Raw genomic sequence first — 19,305 nt, 5'->3', positions numbered from 1 at the left:
CGGGGTCAGCTCCGGGTCGACAGCGCCGGCCGCCCCACGGTCGGCAGCTTCGCCCGCCCCCACCGCAGACCCCGGTCGAGGACGGCCCGAGCCATGATCAAGACGCAGGTGCCGCCGTTGAGGAAGGACGCCACCACGTCGCTCGGGTGGTGCATCCCCCGGTACATCCGGGTCAGCGCCACCCCCAGCGGCACCGTCAAAAGCAGGCTCCACCAGGCGACCTTCGCCCCGGTGCTGCGCGCCCGCAACGCCATCAGCACGGCAATGCCGACGTAGAGCGCCACCGCCGCAGAGGTGTGCCCGGACGGGAAGCTCGACGTGGGCGGTGAGACATCCATGTGCTCCACCGCCGGCCGCTGCCGGTCGATCGCCAGCGTGGTCAGCAGGAACACCAGCGCCTGGGCGATCACCGCCGCGCACAGGAACAGCGGCTCCCGCCAGCGCTTCAACCAGAGCCGCAGCGCCAGCGCCACCAACACCGTGACCACGACGATCATCTGGGTGCTGGCCAGCGTGCTGAACACCAGAGAGACGTCGTTCCATCCGCCGGTGCGGTCGGCGGCCAACTCCCGGTTCACCGCGTCTTCCACTGTGAACGGCCAGGTTCGGGCGAACACGCGGGTGACCAGCACCCCGAGCAGGACCATGACGCCGAGCAGGAGGGACACCGGCAGCAGCACCCGGCGGACGATCTGGAGCGCGGTCTCGGACATGTGCCGCCCATTACCCTGCCGACCTCGTCGGCACGCCTCAGGCCGATCCCGGGTGACGCTCCACCTCGGGAGCGACGCCGTCACGGGTCGGTCGGACCGGCCGGAGGCCGGTGTGCGCCCGCCAACTGGTGAACGCGGCGGTGGTCGCCGCCAGCACCGCCACAGCGAGCAGCCAACCACCCAGCACGTCGCTGGCGAAGTGCACGCCGAGCGCCACCCTGCTCAGCCCGGTCAGCACGGTGATCAGCAGCGCGGCGGCCCAGAGCGCGACCCGCGCCGCCCCCCGCCCGGCGAACGGCAGGAACACCAGCAGAAACACCCCGGCGGCCAGGGTGGCGTTCGACGCGTGCCCGGAGGGGAACGAGTAACCGGCGGCCCGTGCCACCGGGTCCAGCAGCTCCGGCCGGTCCCGGCCGACGAGCAGTTTGAGGAGCGGACCGATCAGCCCACCGACCACCATGGTGGTGGTCGCCCAGAGGGCCAACCGACGGGCGCCCCGGCGCAGCAGCCAGATCACCAGGACCAGTGCGACGGCGCGCAGCGGCATCGGGGCGAAAACCTCGGTCCAGATCCGCATCAGCGTGACCCAGGCCGGGTGGTCGAGCGCGTAGCCGTGCAACGCGTGGGTGACCGCCGTGTCCAGCCGGTGCAGCGGCGCCCAGGCGCCGAGCACCAGCAGTGTGAGCAGCGCGAAGGGCACCAGCACCAGGAACGCCGCCGTCGCGGCCAGGGTCAGCCGCAGACCCAGCGAATGGTCCGGATCAAGTCGGCGCCGCCGCCAGGACGGCTGGCCGGCGGGGGCGAGGGTGGACGGCGGATGCGTACTCATGGGTCGGTTCTACCCGACCTGGCGGTCGGTCAGGCCTGACGGTGGGCAGCGATCAGCGGGCCCGTTGCCGGAGCCGGCGCACCACCAGGGCGGCGCCCCCGACCAGGGCGACGAGGAGCACGACTCCGGTCCACAGCTGTTCCGGTGCCGAGGTGTCCTGGCCGCCCGCCGCCCGGGCCGTCCACCTGGTCTGCTGGCGGGGTGCGGCGAGACCGAGTGGGTCGCTGCCGGCGCCGGCCACCGGCTCGTCGTCGGCCGAGCCGGGGGCGGGGCCGAAACCCGTCACGCCCGGCGACGTCTGGTCGTCCAGTGGGTTGGCGGTCACCGGCGGCACCTGCGCGGTCAGCGCGGCCACCGGGTCGACCACCCCGTACCCGAAGCGGTCGTCCCGCCCGGTCGGGCCGAGGTCCCGGGCGGTGGCCAGCAACCGGTTGACGACCTCGCCAGCGGGCATCTGCGGGTAGCGGGAGCGGACCAGCGCGGCGGTGGCCGTCACCAGTGGCGCGGCGAAGCTGGTGCCCTGCACCCGCCAGTACCCGTCGGGAGACTTGGCGCCGACGAGCCCGCTGGCGGGAGCGGTGAGCACCGTCGCCTGGCCGGTGATCGACCCGGACCACAGGTTGTCGCTGCTGCGTTCGAGGCCGGCGACCGCGATCACGCCCGGCTCGCGGGCCGGGTACCAGACCTTGGTGCTCGTGGAGGTCGCCAGGTTGCCGGTGCAGGCGATCACGACCACGTCCCGCACGAACGCGTAGTCCAGGGCCGCTGCCAGGGCCGGGCTGTCGCCGCTGCCGCCCAGCGACAGGTTGATCACGCGGGCGCCGTTGTCGACGGCCCAGCGGACCCCCTGGGCGACGATCAACGCGTCGTCGTAGCGGTTCTGCTCGTCGAGCACCCGGACCGGCAGGATCCGGGCGTCCGGTGCCAGGCCCACCACGCCTCGTTTGTCGTCGCTGCGCCCGGCGATCAGGCCGGCGACCGTCGTGCCGTGCCCCACCGGATCCGGACCAGCCCCACCCTCGGGGCCGACCAGATCCTTTCCGGGCAGCACCTGGCCGACCAGGTCGGGATGATTGCCGTCCACTCCGGAGTCGACCACCGCGACGATCACGCCCCGGCCGGTCGAGCTGCGCCAGGCCGTGTCGGCCCGCAACTCGTCGAGCTGCCACTGCTCGTCGCGGACCTGGTCGGTGCGGGTGACGGTGTCACCGGGGGCGAACGCCATCGGCGCGCCGGCGAGCTGTCCGCCGTTGGTGGGCACGGCGACGGGGGCGGCCGCCGCGGTCGGGGCCACGACAGCGAGCGCCGCGGCCACACCGAGCAGCGCCCGGCCTGCCGTCCGGCGGGCCACTGACGGACCGCTGTGCCGAACCCCAGTCACATCCTCAGCCATTCATCCCGACGGAACCATGACGATCGGAGATTACCGGTTTCCCCACCTGTCACGGGAAGAACCGGCGAGTCAGGTCACGGTGGCGGAAGTTGCGCGAGCTGAACGAGGCGTACGCCCTCTCGCCGGGTGACCAGTCGGCCACGGCCCGGCGGCAGCGGACCGGGTCGCACCGATCCGACGAGTGCGCCCTCCTCGGGGCTGCCCGCCATCACCAGACCAGCGGTGGACAGCTCCCGCAGTCGCTGCACGATCGGCTCGTACTGGGCACGGCCCGCGCCACCGGAGCGACGGGCCAGCACCAGGTGCAGCCCGACGTCACGGGCGTGCGGCAGATGCTCCTCCAGCGCCCGCAGCGGGTTCGCAGGACCGGACGCCACCAGGTCGTAGTCGTCCACCAGCACGAACAACTCCGGGCCGGACCACCAGGAGCGGTCCCGCAGCTGTTGCGGGGTGACCTCCGGCCCGGGGGCCCGCCGTTCCAGATAGCCGGCGGCCGACTCGACCAGCTCGGCGGTGTGCGCCGCAGCGGTGCCGTACCCGATCAGGTGTGGCGTCTCGATGGCGCCCAGCAGGCTGCGCCGGTAGTCGACCAGGATCACCCGGGCCTGCTCGGGAGTGAACCGGGTGGTGATCGACGTGGCCAGCGCGCGGAGGAACGAGGACTTGCCGCACTCCGAGTCCCCGAAGATCACGAAATGTGGCTCGGTGGCGAAGTCGAGCAGCACCGGGCGCAGGTCCGCCTCCGCGATCCCGATCGGCAAGCGCAGCCCGGTCGTCGCGGCGAGGTCCAGATCGGCGTACGGCAGCACGGGCGGGAGCAGCCGGACCCGGGGCGCCGGAGGACCCGCCCACCCGTCGGCAGCCCGCTTGACCAGGTCGGCGGTGTCCCCGTCGGTGGCGGCGAGCTGAGGTAGCGCGGTGAGGAAGTGCAGCCCCTCCGCGGTCACCCCTCGACCCGGGCGCTCCGGCACGTTCACCGCCGCACGCCTGGCCACGAGCGAGTCGGACGGGTCGCCGAGGCGCAACTCCAGGCGGGAGCCGAACAGGTCCCGGATCGCCGGGCGGAAGTCCAGCCAGCGCAGAGCGGTGGCGACCACGTGCAGCCCGTACGACAGGCCCCGGGTGGCCAGGTCGGTGACCAGGGGTTCCAGGTCGTCGTACTCGCCTCGGACGGCGCTCCAACCGTCGATCACCAGGAACACGTCACCGAACGGGTCGGTGCCCGGCTGGTTGGTCGTTCCCGCCGCGGCGCGGCGCTGCCGGTACGTGGCCATCGACTCCACGCCCAGCTCCGCGAAGCGGCGCTCCCGGTCGGCCAGCAGGGTGGTCATCTCGCCGACGGTGCGCCGGACGGCGGTCGGGTCGGCCCGGCCGGTGACCCCGCCCACGTGCGGAAGGTCGCGCAGCGCGGCCAACCCGCCGCCACCGAAGTCCAGGCAGTAGACCTGCACCTCGGCCGGTGTGTGGGTGAGCGCCAGCGCGCAGATCAGCGTGCGCAGCGCTGTGGACTTGCCGCTCTGCGGCGCGCCGACCAGCGCGACGTGCCCGGCGGCGCCGTCCAGGGCCAGCCAGAGCAGGTCCCGGCGTTGCTCCAACGGCTTGTCCACGACGGCCAGCGGCACGCCGAGTGCGCCGTGCAGCTCCGGGTTGCCCACTGTCAGGCCGCGTTGCGGGTCCACCTCGACCGGGCCGAGCAGCTCGTCCAGGGTCGGCGGCTGACCGAGCGGCGGGAGCCAGACCTGGTGCGCCGGTGGGCCCTGCCCGACGAGCCGGTCCACCAGCAGGTCGAGCAGTGTGCCCCTGCCCTCATCCTCGGGAACGACGGGCACGACCGGGGTGGTCGGCTCGGGCACCGGCACGACGTGGGTGGTGAAGGTGAGCAGCCGCGCGCCGCCCTCGACGACGACGCCGGCCGTCGCGCTCCGACGGCGGACGGCACCGGATACGTACGCGGCCTTGAACCGGGCCAGCGGGTCGGTGCCGGCGCGCAGGTAGCCGTGGCCGGGCGAGCGGGGCAGCTCGTGCGCGTCCGGCACCCCGAGCACCGTGCGGGACTCCAGTGCGGAGAAGGTACGCAGTCCGATCCGGTACGACAGATGGGTGTCCAGCCCGCGAAGCCGTCCCTCCTCAAGTCGCTGACTGGCGAGCAGCAGGTGCACACCGAGGGACCGGCCCAGCCGGCCGATCTGCACGAACAGGTCGATGAAGTCGGGCTTGGCGGAGAGCAGTTCGGAGAACTCGTCGCAGATCAGCAGCAGCGACGGCAGCGGGGCCAGTGGGCTGCCGGCCGCCCGGGCCCGCTCGTAGTCGCGCACGCTGGCGAAGTTGCCGGCGCGCCGCAGCAGCTCCTGCCGGCGGACCAGCTCCCCGTTGATGGCGTCGACCATCCGGTCGACCAGGGGCAACGCGTCGGCCAGGTTGGTGATCACGGCTGCGGTGTGCGGCAGCCGGTCGAACGAGGCGAAGGTGGCCCCACCCTTGAAGTCGACCAGCACGAAGTTGAGCTGCTCGGAGCTGTGCGTGGCGGCCAACCCCAGCACCAGCGTGCGGAGCAGCTCGGACTTGCCGGAACCGGTCGCCCCGATGAGCAGGCCGTGCGGGCCCATCCCGTCCTGGGCGGACTCCTTGAGGTCCAGCTCGATGGCACCGCCGTCGGTGCCCACCCCGATCGGCACCCGCAGCCGCTCCCGCGCCGAGCGGGGCAGCCAGCCCTGCTCGGCCGTGAAGCTCTCCGGGTCGCCGAGACCGAGCAGCTCGGGAAGGCCCAGGTCGGCCTGGAGCGGGGCGTCCGGCCCGCGTGCCGTACCGGCGAGCCGGAGCGGCGCCAACCGTCGGGCGACCGCCTCGGCGTCGGCGAGGTCGAGCTGGTCGGCGATGCCCACCTCGGCATGCCCGTCGGACGACCGCGAGTGCAGTCTCCGGCCGTGCAGCTCAAGCAGCAGCGCGTACCGGTCGAGCAGCCGGGGCGGCGGAGTGTCCAGGTCCAGCACGGTGACCGCGTCGATGCCGCCGTCACCGGTCAGGTCACTGGCCCCGGTCAGTTCGCCGCCGTCGAGGACCACCACCACGTGCGGGCCGTCGGTGGCCGGGCCGGCCGGGCTGAACCGGGAGCGGCTGGCCAGCACGTCGGCCAGCAGCGCTTCCAGCTCGGCGGCGGAGCTGGTCACCAGGCGTACCGGGCCGAGCGCGTCGGTGCGGCTGGGGTGGTGGGCGTGCGGGAGCCATTTCACCCACTCCCAGCAGGCGCGGCGTTCCGGTCCCGCGCACACCGCGACGAGCAGCTCGTCGGGGGCGTGGAAGACCGCCAGCTGGGTCAGCACGGCCCGGACCAGCGCCTGCGCCCCCGGGTCGCCGGTGGGCGGCCCGCTGGTGGCCGGCCCGCCACCCCCGGTGCGGCCGGCAGGCCGGACGTGCACCCGGGCGAAGCTGCGCAGCGACAGCGCCACCGGCAGGTCCGGCACCACGGAGTACGCGTCCAGGAAGCGACGCAACGCGCCGGCGGTCATCGGCTCCAGCTCCTCCAGTGGCCGGGTGACCGGCGGGACGAGCGGGGTGGCCAGTGTCTGTGGCCCGACGGCAACCCGCACCACCGCGAAGTCCGGGTCGGCGGGGCGCCGTTCCCAGACCCGGTGGCTGTCCACCGTCGACCAGAGCCCGCCCGGGTCCGGGTGCCGGTAGAAGAGCCCGGCCCGCTGCTGCCCGGCGGTCCGCCGTACCCGCCGGCGCAGCGTGGCCAGGTGCCGCAGGTACTCCCTGCGGGCGGCCATCATCTCGGACTTCTTCGGGGTGCCGGAGGCGCTGCCCCAGGACGTCACCAACATCGCCAGCGAGGAGAGCCCGAACATCCCACCCACCACGTACGAGTAGGCGCCACCGCCCCGGCCGAACATCATGGCCATCGCCACCGTGCCGCCGAGCATGGGCAGCAGCATGAGCATCTGCTGCCACCGCCCGCCGGCCACCACGGGAATCTCCGGTGGGGCCTCGACCGGCAGCTCGCCGCCGGGGATCTCCGGCGCTGGTCGACGTGGCGGACGCTTGATGACGACGGTGGACACTCGGCCTCCTGACAGCGCTGGGTAACCCGAGCCGGACTCATGGTAGGTAAAGTCCTGTCGTCCGCGCAGCCTCCGATCCCCCTCGATATGGAGACCAGTCGATGACTACCGGGCTGGCCCGCGTCACCATCAGCGCGCCGCAACGACGGGTGGACGTCGCCCTGCCGGAGCAGGTGCCCCTGGCCGAGCTGCTGCCCGACGTGCTCCGGCACGCCGGTGTCGGGCTGGCCGACGACGGCGAACAGCACGGCGGCTGGGTCCTGCGCCGCACCGACGGCGCGTTGCTCGCGACCGCCCAGGCGCTGCTGCCCCAGGGCGTCCGCGACGGCGAGGTGCTGCACCTGGTGCCGGCCCGCGCGCACTGGCCCGAGCTGGAGTACGACGACGTGGTCGAGGCGATCGCCGACGGTGCCCGTCGCCGGGGCGGCGCATGGTCGCCCACCGCCACCCGGGCCGCCGGTCTGGCCGGTGCCGCCGTGCCGCTCGCCGTCGGGCTGCTCGCCCTGTTCGCCGGTGGGCCGACGTACCGGCCTGGCTGGCTGGCGGCCGCTGCCGTGGCGCTGCTGCTCACCGTGGCCGGCGCGGTGGCCTCCCGCGCCAACGGCGACGGCACCGCCGGGGCGACGCTCGGCGGCTACGCGCTGCCGTACGCGTTCACGGCCGGCGCCCTCGCGGTCGGCTCCGGCGACCCGGTCGGACCGTTCGGGCCGGCCCGCTGGGTGGGCGCTCCCGAGCTGCTGGCCGGCTCGGTGGCGCTGCTGCTGGTGGCGTTGATCGGCCTGCTCGGGGTGGCCAGCCGGCTGCGGGTCTTCGTGGCCGGTGTCACGGTCGGGCTGACCGGCGCCTGCGCGGCGCTCGGCGGGCTGCTGCTGACCCCGGCCGGCACGGCGGCGGTGCTGCTCAGCGCACTGGTCTTCGCCGTCGGCGTGATCCCGCTGCTGGCCATCCGGCTGGGCAAGTTGCCCCTGCCGCCCATCACGCTGCCGACCTCGGCCCCCGCCGAAGAGCCGGAGCGGGCCCGGGACCTGCCGGACCGGAGCCGGGTACACGCCGCGGTGACCCGCACCGAGGAGATGCTCACCGGGATGTTGATCGGGCACGCCCTGCTGGCGGTGGCCGCGGCGGTCGTCCTCGGGGCGGTCGGCGGAACGGCCGGCCGGGTGCTCGTGGCGGTCACCTCGGCCGTGCTGCTGCTGCGGTCGCGGCTGTTCGTGGCACTGCGACACCGGGTCCCGACGGTGCTCGCCGGGCTGGCCGGCTACGCGGTGCTGGGCGCGGCACTTGTCGGCCGGGCCGACGACACGGGGCGGCTGGCGCTGGTCCTGGGCGGTGCGGCGCTGGCCCTGGTGGCCGTCGCGGCCGGCACCTCGTACGCCCGTCGGCCGGTCTCCCCGTACGTCGGAAGGGTCGCGGACCTCACCGACACGGCCCTGGTGGTCGCCGTGGTGCCGATCGCCTGCGCGGTGCTCGACCTGTACGACCGGGCCCGGGGGCTGCTCGGTTGAGCGGCCCCCGGGCCCGGTGCGTCAGCTGTCGGTCAGTGCATGGATTCGCCGCGTGCCTCAGCGTCCCTGGCCCGCTTGTAGGAGGCGTGGACCTCGGCCTCGGCCTCGGTGCGGCCGACCCAGGTCGCGCCCTCCACCGACTTGCCGGGCTCCAGGTCCTTGTACACCTCGAAGAAGTGCTGGATCTCCAGCCGGTCGAACTCGCCGAGGTGGTGGATGTCGCGCAGGTGCTCCTGGCGAGGATCCTCGTAGGGCACGCAGAGGACCTTGTCGTCCCCGCCCTTCTCGTCGGTCATCCGGAACATGCCGATGGTGCGGCAGCGGATCAGGCAGCCCGGGAAGGTCGGCTCGGGGACGAGCACCAGCGCGTCCAGCGGGTCGCCGTCCTCGCCCAGAGTGCCCTCGATGAACCCGTAGTCGGCCGGGTACTGAGTCGAGGTGAAGAGGGTGCGATCCAGCCGGATCCGGCCGGTCTTGTGGTCCACCTCGTACTTGTTCCGGTGACCTTTGGGGATCTCAACCGTCACGTCGAAATCCATCTGCACGCTCCCTCGTCTGCCCACGCTGGCTAACGGAACCACTGGCGCCCCTCCGGACAGGTGAATGCCCACCCGCCGACTCCGGCCGCCGCATAGTCTTCGGACCGAAGTAGTGTCACCCAAGCCGATTTTCGCTGGGGGAGGAGGGGGTCGTGGGGAGGGAAGATTCACACTACCGCCCGGACGGGGGCTCCGCGCACGGTACCGGACGATCCGGATCCGGCGGTGCGACGGGGCGGGTCCCGGTGCCTGACGCCCACCTCCCACGGGCCCCCGAGCCGGCGAATCCGGGCTCGGAGCGGATGCCCGAGCGGCCCGCGCCGCTGCCCTGGCGCTCGCCGACCGGGTCGCCCTCGCCCAGCCCGAATCCGGGTCGCTTTCCGGTGGTCGGTGGCGACCGGCCGGTGAGCGGTTCATCGCGCGGCAGCGCCCCGGTTCCGGTCAGCCCCGCGGGCGGTCCGTCGCGTGGGAGCGCCTCGGTTCCGGTCAGCCCCGCCTCGGGCGGCCCTTCGCGTGGGAGCGCTTCGGTTCCGGTCAGTCCGGCACCGACCGGCCCGCAGGGCCCCGGTCCGAGTGACCCCGGTCGAGTCCCACCGCTGGGTCCGCCGATCTCCGCACTGCCCGGGCCCGCTGACGCCGGGCCGGCGTCCGCGCCCGTCGCGTCGGGCCGCCGGCGGCTACCTGTGGTGTTGGCGGTCGTGCTGCTGCTGGTGCTCGCCGGCGTCGGAGTCGTCGTCGCCCGGCCCGGCCCGGTCGCCGGGTGGCTGGGCGACGAGCCCGAGTCTGCGTCGAACGCCGCCGGGGCGACCCCGGAGCCCAACCCGTCGGACGTGCTGGCCGGCCCGGACCCGAACGCCCCGGTGCCCACCCCCGACGGGGTACGTGCCGCGCTCGACCCGCTGGTCGGTGCCGCCGTCCTGGGCAGCCGGGTGAACGTCTCGGTGGCCGACGTGATCTCCGGCCAGACGCTGTTCGCCAAGGGGGCGGACGACGGCACCGTGCCCGCCTCGGTGACCAAGCTGGCGACCGCGGTGACCGTCCTGGCGGCCCGGGAACCCGGTTACCGGATACCCACTCGCGCGGTGGCCGGCGCGAAGGCCGGCGAAGTGGTGATCATCGGGGGCGGCGACCCGACCCTGGCGATCGACAAGAAGGGCTACTACCCGGGAGCTGCGCGCCTCGACGACCTGGCCGCCCAGGTGCGTACCGCGCTCGGCGGCACCACCCCGACCAGCGTGACAGTGGACGGCTCGGTCTATTCCGGCCCGGTCTACGGCCCGGGCTGGGACGCCGACATCCCCACCGGCGGGTCCGGGGGCGCGGTGACCGCGTTGATGACCGACGGCGGGCGCAGGGACCCGGGCGCCGAACACGGGGCCGCCGAGCGCTTCGCCGAGCCGGACCTGGCCGCCGGCAAGTCGTTCGCCCGACTGCTCGGCGTGCCCACCGACGCCGTGAAGCGTGGCGCGGCGCCGGCCCAGGCCGCCGCCGGTGGCACCCCGGCACCGGGCACCGAGTTGGGCGTGGTGCAGTCCCCACCGCTGATCCGGATGGTCGACATCATGATCAGTGAGAGCGACAACCTGGTGGCCGAGGCGCTGGCCCGTCAGGTCGCGCTGGCCCGCAACCAGCCGGCCTCGTTCGACGGGGCGCCGCCGCGATGGACGCGGAGGTGGCCGAGCTGGGCCTGCCGGCGGACGAGATCACCCTCTCCGACGGCAGCGGGCTGTCCCGACGCAACCGGATCAGCCCGTCGCTGCTGACCGACCTGGTCCGGCTGGCGGCCAGCCCGGACCACCCGGAGTTGGCCGGCGTGTTCGGTGGTCTGCCGGTGGGCGGCTGGTCCGGGACCTTGGACGAGCGCTACCGCACCGCACCCGGCACCGCTCCCGGTGCGGGCAGTGTCCGGGCCAAGACCGGCACGCTGACCGCCGTGCACTCCATCGCGGGCCTGGTCACCACCGCCGACGGTCGGCTGCTCACCTTCGCGGTGCTCACCGACCAGGTGCCGGGCGGCAAGGAAACCGCCCAACCGGCGCTGGACCGGATCGCCGCCGCCCTGGCCGGCTGCGGCTGCCGCTGACCGTCGCCGGTCGCGGGTCTCCGCGCCTGCCGGCCACCGCCATCGGCGTCGATCGAGGGCGCGAGGCCGGGCCGGGGTGTCGCGGCGCGGGTACGGTGGGTCCATGGCGCAGTTCGTGGACTGGGATCTGGCCGCCGCCACCGCGGGGGCGCTGAGCAAGTCGGGCCCCCGGGTGTCGTACACCGAGGCCACCGACGTGGTCGGTGACCTGCGTCGGCTGACCGACGAGGCGGCCGGGCACGTGGCCGACTACACGGGGCTGAAGGCGCAGGTGGCGCACCCGCCGGTGCGGGTGGTCGACCGGCGTGACTGGGCCGCGACAAACATCGCCGGTCTCCGCGAGGTGATCACTCCGCTGGTGAGCCGGCTCTCCGGTGACAAGCAGCCGGGCGCGTTGACCGAGGCGATCGGGTCCCGGTTGACCGGCGTCCAGGCCGGCACCGTGCTGGCGTACCTCTCCGGCCGGGTGCTCGGCCAGTACGAGGTCTTCTCGGCCGACCCGGGCCAACTGCTGCTGGTCGCACCGAACATCGTCGAGGTGGAGCGCAAGCTCGGCGCCGACCCCCGGGACTTCCGGCTCTGGGTCTGCCTGCACGAGGTGACCCACCGCACCCAGTTCACGGCGGTCCCGTGGATGCGCGCGTACTTCCTGAGCGAGGTGCAGGCCTTCGTGGATGCCTCGTCCAGCGGCGGCGAGCACATGGTCGAGCGCCTGCGGCGGGGCGTTTCCACGCTGTCCGACGTCGTCCGCGACCCGGACAGCCGCACGAGCGTGCTGGACATCGTGCAGACCCCCGCGCAGAGGGCCGTACTGGACCGTCTCACCGCGCTGATGACCCTGCTGGAGGGGCACGCCGAGTTCGTCATGGACGGCGTCGGCCCCCAGGTGATCCCAAGCGTGGAGCGGATCCGGGCGTCGTTCAACCGGCGCCGGGAGGCGGGCAACCCGGTGGAGAAGGCGATCCGCCGGCTGCTCGGGGTGGACGTCAAGATGCGTCAGTACGCCGAGGGACGCAAGTTCGTCCACGGTGTGGTGGAACGGGTCGGCATGGAGGGGTTCAACTCGATCTTCAACTCGCCGCTCACCCTGCCCCGGCTGTCGGAGTTGGGTGACCCGGACGCCTGGGTCGCCCGGGTGCACGGCCCGGCCGGCACCATCCCGGCCGCTGGCTGATCACCCGTCGGTGGCCGCGCTCGCCCCGCCGGTGGCCGCGATCCGGGTGGCGGTTCGCCGCGCTCTGACCGGTCTGTCGTCCGACGGGCCGGTGCTGGTCGCCTGCTCCGGCGGCGCCGACTCGCTCGCCCTCGCGGCAGCCACCGTGTTCGTGGCGCCTCGGATGGGCCGCAGCGCGGTGCTCGTCACCGTCGACCACGGCTTGCAGGACGGCTCCACCGAGCGCGCCGAGGCGGTGGCCGCCTGGGGCCGCGAGGTCGGGTTCTCGTCGACGAGCGTGGTGCCGGTGGAGGTGGCCGGGCGCCCAGGTGGGCCGGAGGCGGCCGCCCGGGAGGCCCGCTACGAGGCATTGGCCGAGGCGGCCCAACAGCAGAACGCGGTAGCGGTGCTGACCGGGCACACCCGCGACGACCAGGCGGAGACGGTGCTGCTCGCCCTTGCCCGGGGCGCCGGCCCCCGCGGGTTGGCCGGGATGCCCGCCCGGCGGGAGTTGGACGGTGTGCCGCTGCTGCGCCCGCTGCTGGAGATCAGCCGGGACCAGACACGGGCCGCGTGCGCCGTGCTGGGGCTGAGCCCATGGCAGGACCCGCACAACGCCGACCCGTCGTACGCCCGGTCCCGGGTGCGGGCCGACCTGCTGCCGGCGCTGGTACGCGCGCTCGGTCCCGGCGTGGTGGACAACCTCGCGCGTACCGCCCGGCTGGTGGCGGCCGACAATGCCGCGCTGGACGAGGTGGCCGCGACGGCGCTGGCGGCGGCCCGGTGTCCCGATGGAGGGCTCTCCGTGCCCGCGCTGGCCGCTCTGGCCCCCGCGGTGCGTGGCCGGGTGCTGCACTCGTGGGCGCGTGATCTGGGCGCCCTGCCGGGAGCGCTGTCCCACCGGCACGTCACCGCCCTGGACGCGCTCGTCACCGACTGGCACGGCCAGGGCCCGACCGATCTGCCGGGCGGTGTCCGGGTGCTCCGTCGCGCCGACCGACTGTCACCCGTCATCCCGGGCTGAGTCCTGGTCAGGCGCTGTGCGCCCGGTCCCGGAAGGTGGCCCGGTAGCTGTGCGGGGTCGCACCGACCCGGCGGCTGAAGTGGTGCCGCAGCGCCGCAGCGTCGCCGAAGCCGGCCTGGTCGGCGACCGCCTCCACGCTCAACGGGGTCTCTTCGAGCAGCCGTCGGGCGAGGAGCACCCGCTGGTTGGTGAGCCAGTCGTGCGGGGTGGTGCCGGTCTCGGCGCGGAAACGGCGGGCGAACGTGCGAGGCGCCATCCCGGCACGGGCGGCCAGCTCCTCCACCGTGATCGCCCGGTCCAGGTGACCCATCAGCCACTCCAGCACCGGCTCCAGGGTCGGTGCCTCGGGTGCCTTCGGGATGGGCGCCTCGACGTACTGGGACTGACCGCCGTCGCGGTGCGGCGGAACCACCATCCGCCGGGCCAGTCGGGTCGCGGTGGCCGAGCCGTGCTCCTGACGGATCAGGTGCAGGCAGGCGTCGATGCCGGCCGCGGTGCCTGCACTGGTGAGCAGGCGACCGTCCTGGACGTAGAGCGAGTTGCAGCGCACCCGGGCGAGCGGGTGGCGGCGTTGCAGCTCGTCCACGTACCGCCAGTGGGTCGTGCACTCCCGGCCGTCGAGCAGGCCGGCCTCGCCGAGCAGGAAGGCGCCCGAGCAGACGCTGAACAGGTGCGCCCCGCGCGCGTCGGCTCGGCGCAGCGCGTCCAGCACCGGGCCGGGAACGGTGGTGCCCTGGCTGTGCGCGGGGATGGCCACCAGGTCGGCCTCGTCGACCGGGCCGAGGTCGGCGTGCGGGGTGAGGTGGAAGCCGGACGACGTACGCACCGGAGCACCGTCGGGGCTGCACACCTGGAAGCGGTAGCCGGGGAAACCGTCGGCGGTGCGGTCGGTGCCGAACACCTCGGCGAGCACGCCGAGCTCGAAGGGGGCGACCTGGTCGAGAGCGAGAACGGCGATGGACCGGAGCATGTGACGAGGGTAACCCGACGGGTGGCAGTAAATCGATGACCAATGGCATTGCTGCCACTGTCCGGTCGGCGTGAGTGGTCGCAGACTGGTCTCAGTCCGGTGCGCACCGGCGGCGAAAACGACAGCAATCATGCGAAAGCGAGCGCCGCCATGGAGTTCCTGCTCTTCCTCCTGTTCCTCGTCCTGCTCGTCGCCGCCTCGGCCGCCGGCCTCACCGCCGACAGCCACGACTCGGCCGACTGGAAGCCCACTGACGACGGCCGCCGCTGGCGGTCACGCACCAACTGATGTGATTAGCGTAATTTGCGGAGAAATCCCCGGCGGGACCGCGCCAAAAGGTGCGGCCCCGCCGACGGAGGCCATCCGACGTACGGCAGGCTAGGAGTCATGGCTGACGGCTCCTGGTACGACGCCGACATCGACCACGTGATCATCTCGGAGGCGCAGATCCGCGAGAAGACGGCGGAGCTGGCCAAGCAGGTCTCCGCCGACTACTCCCACGTGACTGACGGCCTGCTGCTGGTGTGCGTACTCAAGGGCGCGGTGATGTTCATGGCGGACTTCGCCCGGGCGTTGGGCCGCAACGGTCCGCCGGCCGAGCTGGACTTCATGGCCATCTCCTCCTACGGCCAGGGCACCACCTCCTCCGGGGTGGTCCGCATCCTCAAGGACCTGGACCGGGACATCGCCGGCCGGCACGTAGTGGTCGTCGAGGACATCGTCGACTCCGGGCTAACCCTCTCCTGGCTGCTGCGCTACCTGGAGTCGCGTTCGGCGGCCAGCGTCGAGGTGGTCGCGCTGTTCCGCAAGCCGGACGCGGTCAAGGTGCCGGTCCCGGTGAAGTACGTCGGCTTCGACATCCCCACCGAGTTCGTGGTCGGGTACGGCCTGGACTTCGGTGAGCGCTACCGGGAGCTGCCGTACGTCGGCGTGCTCAAGCCCGAGGTCTACGCCCGATCCTGACGCGGGAGGCGAGCTGTCGGGGCGACCCGGCGGCGTCGTGAGGCCAACTCGCATCGGCATCCATCAAGCCGACGTTCAGCGCGCTCTCAGCTCTTGCGGTTACCGTGGACCACGGTGGCCCGGAGGTAACTCCGCGCCCGACCCCCTCGACCGCGTGACCGGGCGTTCAGGTGGCCGGGCAGGACTCCCCGCCACGCCGGTTCCTACCCGGACCCGCCGTACGTTCGGTGCCGGGCTGGTGGGCCTGCCCACGGTGCGTGCCGTCGATCCCGAAGGTGCGCCTGGTGCGCAGGCTCGCAAGCCCGCTTCTCGCGTACGCGCGGCTTTTGATGGTGCACGACTGCGGGGCTCGCAAGCTCACTCCTCGCGTACACGGTGTACCGTCGAATGACCGCGGCGCGGCAGTTTCGCGCCTCGGGGTCGAGGCCGGCCCGCACGGCGGCTCCGGCTGCCGCTCACCGCGGCGACACCATCAGACGGTCAGGACGTCGATCAGGAGGATGCGGGCGCCCCGGCGCTCGACAACAGTATGGAACGTACGCGTTTCTTCCGCCGACCGGTGGTCTGGATCATCCTGGTCATCCTCGGCGCCGTTGTGCTCAGTCAGCTGTTCACCGCTGGTCCCAGCTACCACCGCGTGGACACTTCCGTTGCGCTCGATCAGCTGCACACCGCCAAGATCAACAAAGTTGTCTTCCAGGACAAGGAGCAGACGCTCCAGCTCGACCTGGCCCAGAAGACCAAGTTCGGTAAGACCGAGACCAACAAGATCGAGGCTCAGTTCCCGTACCAGGCTGGCGACCAGATCTGGAACGAGGTGCTGGACGCCAAGGCGAACAACCGGGTCACCGGCCCGGCCGACGCCAAGGTCTCGTCGGACAGCATCTGGGTGAGCCTGCTGGTCAACCTGCTGCCGATCGCGCTGCTCGTGCTCCTGCTGCTGTTCTTCATGTCGCAGATGCAGGGCGGCGGCTCCCGGGTGCTCAACTTCGGCAAGTCCAAGGCCAAGATGATCACCAAGGACACTCCGAAGACGACCTTCGCGGACGTCGCGGGTGCCGAGGAGGCCGTCGAAGAGCTGTACGAGATCAAGGACTTCCTGCAGAACCCGGCGAAGTACCAGGCCCTGGGCGCCAAGATCCCGAAGGGCGTGCTGCTGTTCGGCCCGCCCGGCACCGGCAAGACGCTGCTGGCCCGCGCGGTCGCCGGCGAGGCCGGTGTGCCCTTCTACTCCATCTCCGGCTCCGACTTCGTGGAGATGTTCGTCGGCGTCGGCGCCAGCCGGGTCCGTGACCTGTTCGAGCAGGCCAAGACGAACGCCCCGGCGATCGTCTTCGTCGACGAGATCGACGCCGTCGGCCGGCACCGTGGCGCAGGCATGGGCGGCGGCCACGACGAGCGGGAGCAGACGCTCAACCAGCTGCTCGTCGAGATGGACGGCTTCGACACCAAGGGTGGAGTCATCCTGATCGCGGCCACCAACCGGCCGGACATCCTCGACCCGGCGCTGCTGCGCCCAGGCCGGTTCGACCGGCAGATCCCGGTGGACGCCCCCGACATGGAGGGCCGCAAGGCAATCCTGCGGGTGCACGCCAAGGGCAAGCCGTTCACGCCCGACGTCGACCTCGACGCGGTGGCCCGTCGCACGCCGGGCTTCAGCGGCGCCGACCTGGCCAACGTGATCAACGAGTCGGCCCTGCTCACCGCTCGTAAGGAGCAGCGGGCGATCACCAACGACTCGCTGGAAGAGTCGATCGACCGGGTGGTCGCCGGTCCGCAGCGACGAACCCGGGTGATGAGCGACAACGAAAAGAAGATCACCGCGTACCACGAGGGTGGGCACGCGCTGGTCGCCTGGGCGCTGCCGCACGCCGCGCCGGTGCACAAGGTGACGATCCTGTCGCGTGGCCGCTCGCTGGGCCACACCCTGGTGCTCCCGACCGAAGACAAGTACACCCAGACCCGCGCCGAAATGATCGACACCCTGGCGTACGCGCTGGGCGGCCGGGCCGCCGAGGAGCTGGTCTTCCACGAGCCCACCACCGGTGCCGGCAACGACATCGAGAAGGCCACCCAACTGGCCCGCGCGATGATCACCCAGTACGGCATGAGTTCCAAGCTCGGTGCGATCAAGTACGGCACCAGCGGAGACGAGCCGTTCCTCGGTCGCAACATGGGCCACGAGCGGGACTACTCCGACTCGGTGGCCGCCGAGATCGACGGCGAGATGCGGGCACTGGTCGAGCTGGCGCACGACGAGGCCTGGGAGATCCTGGTGGAATACCGGGACGTCCTGGACAACATCGTGCTCGAGCTGATGGAGAAGGAAACCCTCTCCACGGCCGACATGGCGCGGATCTGCTCCCGGGTGGTCAAGCGCCCGCCGCTGGCTCCGTACAACGGCTTCGGCAAGCGCCAGCCGTCCACCGAGCCGCCCGTGCTCACCCCCGCGGAGAAGGACAAGCTCAAGGCGCAGGCCGAGGCTGACGGCGCGCAGGCGTCCGTCGGTGGCGGGGCGCCGTCCAACAACTCGGACGGCACGCACTGAGCAACGACCCGACGGCCAGCTCCCCCCACCGGGAGCTGGCCGTCTCCGCGACCGAACCCGACGACGAGCTCGACTTCGTGGCCGCGCGGCTGATCAGCGGCAAGCTGACCGGCCGCCCGGTCGAGGACGCCGTCGACCTCGGCCGGATCGAGAAGGCCGTCCGCGAGATCCTGATCGCCGTCGGTGAGGACCCGGACCGCGACGGGCTCCAGCAGACCCCGGCCCGGGTCGCCCGCGCGTACGCCGAACTCTTCGCCGGCCTGCGGGTCGACCCGGCTCAGGTGCTCAGCACCACCTTCGAGGCCAACCACGAAGAGCTGGTGATCGTTCGGGACATCGACGTGATGAGCCTCTGTGAGCATCACCTGCTGCCGTTCCGCGGCAGCGCGCACATCGGCTACATCCCCGGCCCGGACGGGCGGATCACCGGCCTGTCCAAGCTGGCCCGACTGGTCGAGGTCTTCGCCCGTCGACCCCAGGTGCAGGAGCGGCTCACCTCGCAGGTCGCCGACCTGCTGATGAGCAAGCTCGCCCCACGCGGCGTCGTCGTCGTGCTGGAGTGTGAGCACATGTGCATGGCGATGCGCGGCATCCAGAAGTCCGGTGCCAAGACCATCACCTCAGCCGTGCGCGGCATCCTGCAGACGGACTCCAAGTCGCGGGCCGAGGCGATGGCGTTGATCATCCCCCGCTGACACCCCTGGACACACCACGGCCGGCCGACCCCCTCCCGGGACGGCCGGCCGGTTCCGTTGCTGCCCGTCCTCCCGCAGACCCCGGTGGGTCAGCCGGCCAGCAGGGCCAGCAACAGGCCTGCCGTGACCAGCACCGCCGGCACCAGGCACACCAGCGCGCCGAAGCGCACCGTACGGTCCAGCCGCTCGGCGGGGCCCACACGGAACAACCGACCGATGCCCACCCACCCGGCGACGAACGCGACCGCCGGCATCGGCAGCCCGCAGATCAACGCCGCCACACTGGCCGGCCCGATGCCCGTGGCCGCGTACACCGCGACCTGGATCAGCGGCACCACCAGCGCGAACGGCCCGTACACCAGGAGGTTGCGGGCCCGCGCCGGCCACGACCCCGGCCGGAACCGGCCGCGCGCCGCCAGGGCCGCGTCCGCCGCCTCGGCCCGACCCCGCGCGGCCCGCAGCGCCGCCAACACCGCAGCCGGGCCGCCCGCCATCGACCGGGCCGCCTCGGTCAGCTCCGGCGGCGACGGCACCAGGGAGATCGCCGGTACGCCCAGCTCCCGCAGAAGTTCCTGCTGACTCGCGAGCCCACTACGGACCACCGTCAGCTCCTCCCGGGCAGCCTCCGCCGACCGGGCCTGCTCACCCGCTGCGGCAGCCGCGCTGCGGCGTACCCCGTCCAGCTGACGTGCCGCGGCCAGATACTCACCCCAGGCCGCGCCGGGCTCGACCACCGTCGGCGTGGCGTCTCCGCCCACCGCAGCGGCCCGCTGCCGCCCCGGCCCGGTCACCGTCGCGTTCGGACCCATCTCGACACCCCCCGCTCGCGTCA

At 72.9% G+C, this 19,305-nt stretch carries 14 protein-coding genes and 1 pseudogene; 8 read left to right on the top strand and 7 right to left on the bottom strand.

From position 1 onward, the window contains the following. Positions 1–5: 5 nt before the first annotated feature. From AC3CF1_RS18000 to eccCa, 4 genes are all read right to left on the bottom strand, one after another. Entirely contained in the window at positions 6–713 is a 708-nt protein-coding gene (locus AC3CF1_RS18000; RefSeq protein WP_330464852.1) for a phosphatase PAP2 family protein, read from the bottom strand. Between the two features lie 37 nt (positions 714–750). Further along, the gene (locus AC3CF1_RS17995) at positions 751–1,542 is read right to left on the bottom strand and encodes a phosphatase PAP2 family protein (RefSeq protein ID WP_355160247.1); all 792 of its coding nucleotides are present in this window, start codon (positions 1,540–1,542) and stop codon (positions 751–753) included. A 52-nt stretch (positions 1,543–1,594) separates the two neighbouring features. Then, the gene (mycP, locus tag AC3CF1_RS17990) at positions 1,595–2,935 is read right to left on the bottom strand and encodes a type VII secretion-associated serine protease mycosin (RefSeq protein WP_488450890.1); all 1,341 of its coding nucleotides are present in this window, start codon (positions 2,933–2,935) and stop codon (positions 1,595–1,597) included. A gap of 74 nt (positions 2,936–3,009) precedes the next feature. Continuing rightward, positions 3,010–6,993, bottom strand: a complete 3,984-nt coding sequence (eccCa, locus tag AC3CF1_RS17985; RefSeq protein WP_488450889.1) for a type VII secretion protein EccCa — start codon at positions 6,991–6,993, stop codon at positions 3,010–3,012. A 101-nt stretch (positions 6,994–7,094) separates the two neighbouring features. On the opposite strand from eccCa, the gene eccD reads away from it, so the two are divergent. After that, positions 7,095–8,498 carry a type VII secretion integral membrane protein EccD gene (gene eccD / locus AC3CF1_RS17980; RefSeq protein ID WP_488450888.1) on the top strand — a complete coding sequence of 468 codons (1,404 nt, stop codon included), beginning with the start codon at positions 7,095–7,097 and terminating at the stop codon, positions 8,496–8,498. A 32-nt stretch (positions 8,499–8,530) separates the two neighbouring features. On the opposite strand, the gene AC3CF1_RS17975 is transcribed toward eccD, so the two are convergent. Continuing rightward, entirely contained in the window at positions 8,531–9,037 is a 507-nt protein-coding gene (locus AC3CF1_RS17975) for an inorganic diphosphatase (RefSeq protein ID WP_088950549.1), read from the bottom strand. Positions 9,038–9,723: 686 nt separating this feature from the next. Here AC3CF1_RS17975 and dacB point away from each other — a divergent pair. The 3 genes and pseudogenes from dacB to tilS all read left to right on the top strand — a co-directional run bounded on the left by dacB (position 9,724) and on the right by tilS (position 13,297). Next, positions 9,724–11,120, top strand: a pseudogene (dacB, locus tag AC3CF1_RS17970) (D-alanyl-D-alanine carboxypeptidase/D-alanyl-D-alanine endopeptidase). Positions 11,121–11,223: 103 nt separating this feature from the next. Then, a complete protein-coding gene (locus AC3CF1_RS17965) occupies positions 11,224–12,294 on the top strand; it encodes a zinc-dependent metalloprotease (RefSeq protein ID WP_088950548.1) in 1,071 nt (356 codons plus the stop codon). A 10-nt stretch (positions 12,295–12,304) separates the two neighbouring features. Next, positions 12,305–13,297, top strand: a complete 993-nt coding sequence (gene tilS / locus AC3CF1_RS17960; RefSeq protein ID WP_488450887.1) for a tRNA lysidine(34) synthetase TilS — start codon at positions 12,305–12,307, stop codon at positions 13,295–13,297. A 7-nt stretch (positions 13,298–13,304) separates the two neighbouring features. Here tilS and AC3CF1_RS17955 read toward each other — a convergent pair whose 3' ends face one another. After that, on the bottom strand, positions 13,305–14,267 hold the full coding sequence (locus tag AC3CF1_RS17955) for a GlxA family transcriptional regulator (protein WP_488450886.1): 963 nt from the start codon (positions 14,265–14,267) through the stop codon (positions 13,305–13,307). A 150-nt stretch (positions 14,268–14,417) separates the two neighbouring features. Here AC3CF1_RS17955 and AC3CF1_RS17950 point away from each other — a divergent pair, with 150 nt between their 5' ends. From AC3CF1_RS17950 to folE, 4 genes are all read left to right on the top strand, one after another. Next, complete coding sequence (locus AC3CF1_RS17950) at positions 14,418–14,555, top strand: hypothetical protein (RefSeq protein ID WP_172862125.1); 138 nt, start codon at positions 14,418–14,420, stop codon at positions 14,553–14,555. Between the two features lie 99 nt (positions 14,556–14,654). Further along, entirely contained in the window at positions 14,655–15,230 is a 576-nt protein-coding gene (gene hpt, locus AC3CF1_RS17945; RefSeq protein WP_179781302.1) for a hypoxanthine phosphoribosyltransferase, read from the top strand. A gap of 529 nt (positions 15,231–15,759) precedes the next feature. After that, entirely contained in the window at positions 15,760–17,778 is a 2,019-nt protein-coding gene (ftsH, locus tag AC3CF1_RS17940) for an ATP-dependent zinc metalloprotease FtsH (protein ID WP_088950543.1), read from the top strand. A 35-nt stretch (positions 17,779–17,813) separates the two neighbouring features. Further along, complete coding sequence (gene folE, locus AC3CF1_RS17935) at positions 17,814–18,473, top strand: GTP cyclohydrolase I FolE (protein ID WP_088950542.1); 660 nt, start codon at positions 17,814–17,816, stop codon at positions 18,471–18,473. An 89-nt stretch (positions 18,474–18,562) separates the two neighbouring features. On the opposite strand, the gene AC3CF1_RS17930 is transcribed toward folE, so the two are convergent. Beyond that, a complete protein-coding gene (locus AC3CF1_RS17930; RefSeq protein ID WP_355160242.1) occupies positions 18,563–19,282 on the bottom strand; it encodes a hypothetical protein in 720 nt (239 codons plus the stop codon). Positions 19,283–19,305: the final 23 nt, after the last annotated feature.

It is taken from the genome of Micromonospora sp. MGP-C2 (assembly GCF_057766525.1).
The sequence above is the reverse complement of the archived record's forward strand: the minus strand, read 5'-3'. Positions and strand labels throughout refer to the sequence as shown.

Bases quoted from the DNA above. Each gene is read 5' to 3' on its own strand.
- AC3CF1_RS18000 (WP_330464852.1), bottom strand. From the start codon at position 713: ATGTCCGAGACCGCGCTCCAGATCGTCCGCCGGGTGCTGCTGCCGGTG.
- AC3CF1_RS17995 (WP_355160247.1), bottom strand. From the start codon at position 1,542: ATGAGTACGCATCCGCCGTCCACCCTCGCCCCCGCCGGCCAGCCGTCC.
- mycP (WP_488450890.1), bottom strand. From the start codon at position 2,935: ATGGCTGAGGATGTGACTGGGGTTCGGCACAGCGGTCCGTCAGTGGCC.
- eccD (WP_488450888.1), top strand. From the start codon at position 7,095: ATGACTACCGGGCTGGCCCGCGTCACCATCAGCGCGCCGCAACGACGG.
- AC3CF1_RS17975 (WP_088950549.1), bottom strand. From the start codon at position 9,037: ATGGATTTCGACGTGACGGTTGAGATCCCCAAAGGTCACCGGAACAAG.
- AC3CF1_RS17965 (WP_088950548.1), top strand. From the start codon at position 11,224: ATGGCGCAGTTCGTGGACTGGGATCTGGCCGCCGCCACCGCGGGGGCG.
- AC3CF1_RS17955 (WP_488450886.1), bottom strand. From the start codon at position 14,267: ATGCTCCGGTCCATCGCCGTTCTCGCTCTCGACCAGGTCGCCCCCTTC.
- AC3CF1_RS17950 (WP_172862125.1), top strand. From the start codon at position 14,418: ATGGAGTTCCTGCTCTTCCTCCTGTTCCTCGTCCTGCTCGTCGCCGCC.
- hpt (WP_179781302.1), top strand. From the start codon at position 14,655: ATGGCTGACGGCTCCTGGTACGACGCCGACATCGACCACGTGATCATC.
- ftsH (WP_088950543.1), top strand. From the start codon at position 15,760: ATGGAACGTACGCGTTTCTTCCGCCGACCGGTGGTCTGGATCATCCTG.
- AC3CF1_RS17930 (WP_355160242.1), bottom strand. From the start codon at position 19,282: ATGGGTCCGAACGCGACGGTGACCGGGCCGGGGCGGCAGCGGGCCGCT.